Annotated in this window: 5 protein-coding genes; 4 read left to right on the plus strand and 1 reads right to left on the minus strand. The window is 70.8% G+C overall.

Annotated features, from left to right (window positions below):
• From Q7P21_RS19850 to Q7P21_RS19860, 3 genes are all read left to right on the plus strand, one after another.
• Positions 1–271: hypothetical protein (locus Q7P21_RS19850; protein WP_304180041.1), on the plus strand; the 271-nt coding region annotated here is incomplete at its 5' end.
• Between the two features lie 378 nt (positions 272–649).
• Positions 650–1,294, plus strand: a complete 645-nt coding sequence (locus Q7P21_RS19855; protein ID WP_304180043.1) for a DJ-1/PfpI family protein — start codon at positions 650–652, stop codon at positions 1,292–1,294.
• 337 nt (positions 1,295–1,631) lie between these two features.
• Positions 1,632–3,080, plus strand: coding sequence for a hypothetical protein (locus Q7P21_RS19860; protein ID WP_304180045.1), 1,449 nt, complete (start codon positions 1,632–1,634; stop codon positions 3,078–3,080).
• Between the two features lie 2 nt (positions 3,081–3,082).
• Here the strand turns inward: Q7P21_RS19860 and Q7P21_RS19865 are convergent, their stop codons facing one another.
• Entirely contained in the window at positions 3,083–3,484 is a 402-nt protein-coding gene (locus Q7P21_RS19865) for a hypothetical protein (protein WP_304180047.1), read from the minus strand.
• Between the two features lie 82 nt (positions 3,485–3,566).
• Between Q7P21_RS19865 and Q7P21_RS19870 the strand changes: the two genes are divergently transcribed.
• On the plus strand, positions 3,567–3,859 hold a 293-nt coding region (locus Q7P21_RS19870), incomplete at its 3' end, for an SDR family NAD(P)-dependent oxidoreductase (RefSeq protein ID WP_304180049.1).

Genomic DNA, 3,859 nt, shown 5'->3' on the forward strand with positions numbered 1-3,859 from the left:
CCCGGAATTCCGGGTGAGGGCGAAGCTGCGCGTCCATCACATTGGCCCGGGCCAAGCCCTCGTGTCCGTGGAGGAGGCGCCCGACGCCGCCGAGATCGACACGCCGGATCCGGTTATCTCCGCCTATCTCGCCTTCCTCGAAAAGGACATGACGAGCAATCCGGCGGCGCTCACCCCGTTCAGCAGCGCGGAACTCGACAGCCTGACCGAGCGGCTGCAGGACGTGTCGGTTAGTGATGACGACATTTTGCCGGATGGCGTCACCCTGTAGGGTTGAAAGCCTGGGAACAAACGCATCTGCGTTTGCTGTACATAGCTGGCTCATACAGGCAGGGACTGCTGAGGACGGTCACGATTTATTTTGCGTCGGTGGCACTGGAATGTCGTGTCTTTGGAAGCCACCCATCGTCCGCTGTTGGCGCAAAGCCGCGATGGCGTGGTGCCGTGCAGGATGGCCGGCCTTCCACCCCTCCCCGCTGTTCGAAACCTCTGCTAATGCCGGTGCAGCTCTCGCCACCCCTGCCCCCGCCAGTCCCCGGCCGCATGAGCGCCAGCCGTCACACCCCGCCCCGCCCCCACACCCTCCGTTACCCCCGCAAGGTTTGGGTGTAGGAACGCGACCTCCCCCGCCCCCGCCCCGGAGCCGCCCGTGCAGATCGCCGTTCTCACCTTTGATGGGTTCAACGAGCTGGATTCCTTCGTCGCCGCCTCGATCCTGAACCGGCTGAAGGCCAAGGGCTGGGCGGCCCACATCACCTCGCCGACCCCCGAGGTCACCTCGCTGAACGGGGTCACCGTCCACCGTCAGCGTCCCCTGGAGTTCGCCGCCGAGGCCGACGCCGTGCTGATCGGCAGCGGCGTCCGCACGCGCCAGATCGCCGCCGATCCCGCGATGCTGGCCCGCATCCGGCTCGACCCCGCCCGCCAGCTGATCGGCGCCCAGTGCTCCGGAACCCTGCTGCTGGCGAAGCTCGGCCTGATCGGCGCCCTGCCGGCCTGCACCGACCTGACCACCAAGCCCTGGGTCATCGAGGCCGGGGTCGAGGTGCTGGACGCCCCCTTCGTCGCCCACGGCAATGTGGCGACCGCCGGCGGCTGCCTGGCGTCGCAATATCTGGCGACCTGGATGATCGCGCGCCTGGCCTCCTTGGCCGACGCCGAGCAGGCCATGCACTATGTCGCCCCGGTCGGCGAGAAGGAGGCCTATGTCGCCCGCGCCCTGGCGGTCGTCACCCCCTTCCTGGCCGACGACCTGATCCCCGGCGCAAGGATGGCGCAGGCCGCAGGGACGTGACGCCCAGCCCCGAAGCGGCTCTCTCGCGACAAGGAACCCTCGCCCCATGAAATGGGGAGAGGGCAGGGTGAGGGGCGCACCGCGAAGCGGAGCGTCTTGCGGCGGCCCAGCGTGCGCGGCGCCCCGGCAAGGGCCCCTCACCCAACCCTCTCCCCGCAAGCGGGGCGAGGGCTATGGCATATGACCTGAGCCTGATTGCTCCCCCGCCCCGACCTGACCCGAAACCGGGCGATCCCGCCCGGCCGCTCGCCTGGTTGCAGAGGGCGATTGCACGCCCGAGCGGCGAAAGGTTAACGTCGCCCCGGATGTTCTGGGCGATCGATCGCGGGGGCGACGGATGGCGGGTTCAAAGTGGCTGGGTTGCGTGGGCCTGGCCCTGGTCCTGGCGCTGGCCGCGCCGGGGATCGCTGCGGCCCGCTGCAACTCCGCCGACGGCATTGTCGCCGAGGACGCCACCGAGCTGGTCACCGACCCGGCCGACGACCCCGCCCCGCCGGAGGACGACGCCGTCCTCGACGCCGGCGCCCGGGCCGGCGAGACCATCCCCATCGACCTGTCGCGCGACCTGACCAGCCTGACGGGCCTTCGGGGCCGCTACACCGACGACGCCCCCGTGCTCGGCCTGCGCATCGAGAACCGCCCGGGGTTCAATCCCAAGACCAGCTGCAACGCCCTGATCCCGGTGCTCTACAAGCCGGCGATCGAGACCCTGCCCGACGGGACCCTGCGGGCCAGCGTCGAGCAGAAGCGCTTCCTGCTGGACTTCGACCCCAAGACCGTCACCGCCGCCTGGATCCAGGACGCCGACCCCAGCGGCCAGTTCTTCTGGATCTTCCCCAGCCGGTTCGGCGCCTCGTCGGGGGGCAAGAAGGCCTGGCCCATGACCACCGCCTACGCCGCCCGCTATGACCGGCTGGCCAAGGGCTCCAACGACCGGCGCTGGGTGGCCGAGGCCTATATGCTGGCGGCGCTCAGGGTCTATCGCCGCAACACCCTGAACCAGGGCTTCCCCATGGGCCCCCTGCCCACCGGCGCCGATCTCCAGGCCGCCCTCGTCGCCCAGCTCGGCTATGCCTGCGACGACAAGCCCGACGACCTGGTCTGCGTCGCCCACCGGCTGATCGAGATGAACGAGACCCGGCCGCCCAATCCGGAGATCTCCCGCGACGCCTTCCGGATCAGCGACGCCATCTATGAGAATTCCGGGGTCAGCACCGGCATCCGCCAGCTGGACTTCGGGACCGGCAACGCCCAGGCCAAGGCCCTGGTCGGCAAGCTCCTGCCCAAGACCGTCGGCAAGGACGCCCGCTATCGCCGCCCGGTGCGCAAGTGGGACGTGGCCACCGTCAATCGCTGGTACGGCAAGGACGGCAGGATCGCCAACAGCGAGCTGTCGCGGCCGCAGGACAAGGCCCTGCTGGTCGAGTCCCACGCCGCCTATATCATCGAGGCCGCCCAGACCTGGGGCGCGCGGCTCGACAAGGCCTATCCCGACTGGCCGCCGGCCGAGCGCACGGCGCTGGGCATGTTCGCCATCGACCTGGAGAATGTCACCGGCAAGGCCCTGGCCCGGCCGGTCGGCGCGCTCGGCGCCTGCGAGGTGATGACCACGCGCAATCCCGCCTCCAAGGACGCCACCAGCGGCAACCTCGCCCTGGTGCTGTCCCAGAAGCGCCGGGTCAGGAACGGCGTCGCCCTGCTGCAGACCGTGCCCAGCCTCAAGGACGTCGACATGAGCTGCCTGGCCCCCATGCTCAGCCCCCCGGCCCCGGCCCCGCCGGTCTGAGCCTAGTCGTCGTCCAGCCCGATCCCGTCCACCGCGCTGGCCACCAGGGCGCGCCAGGTCGGGTCGGTGTCATCGACCAGGTCGCAGTCGTCCAGCAGGGCCACGGCGGAATCACCGTCCGGCAGGATCAGGCCCAGCACCTCCATCACCTCGCCGCCCGTCCCCACATGGCGCTCGGCCTGCACCGCCACCGCCGCCTGCTCGCCGTCGTCCTCCCACCAGATCAGGGGCTGCGGCAGCTCCATCTCCAGCACCCGCGGATCGGTGGTGTCGCCGAGCGCGAACACCGCCCGCCTGGCCTGCACATCGTCCAGCGTCGCCACCCGGCCCTCGAACGGCTTCAGCCGCGTCCAGTCATCGACGTCGAACCCGCCGCCGTCGGCGTCGTCATCCTCGGGGATCATCGGCCGCTCCTCGCTTTGCGGCGCCCTCTGTAAAGCCCGGCCGGCGCGACGCATAGTGGCGCCCAACAGGGAGCAGACCACCATGAGCGCATCACTCGCAGGCCAGACCGTCGTCGTCATCGGCGGCGCCTCCGGCATCGGCTTCGGCGTGGCCGAGGCGGCCCAGGCCCAGGGCGCCCGGGTGATCATCGGCTCCAGCCAGCCGGCCAATGTCACCGCCGCCGTCGCCCGGCTGGGCGGCGCCGCCACCGGCCAGGCCATAGACGTCACCGACGAGGCCAGCGTCGCGGCCTTCTTCGCCGCCCAGGGCGGCCTCGACCACCTGGTGTTCACCGCCGGCGACTGGGGCGCCAGCCGGGGCGGCCCGCCCGGGGA

This window comes from Phenylobacterium aquaticum (genome assembly GCF_947378715.1).
GTDB classification, from domain to species: Bacteria; Pseudomonadota; Alphaproteobacteria; order Caulobacterales; family Caulobacteraceae; genus Phenylobacterium; species Phenylobacterium aquaticum_A.

Excerpts from the sequence above, each read along its gene's own strand:
- Q7P21_RS19860 (WP_304180045.1), top strand. The coding sequence starts at position 1,632 with ATGGCGGGTTCAAAGTGGCTGGGTTGCGTGGGCCTGGCCCTGGTCCTG.
- Q7P21_RS19865 (WP_304180047.1), bottom strand. The coding sequence starts at position 3,484 with ATGATCCCCGAGGATGACGACGCCGACGGCGGCGGGTTCGACGTCGAT.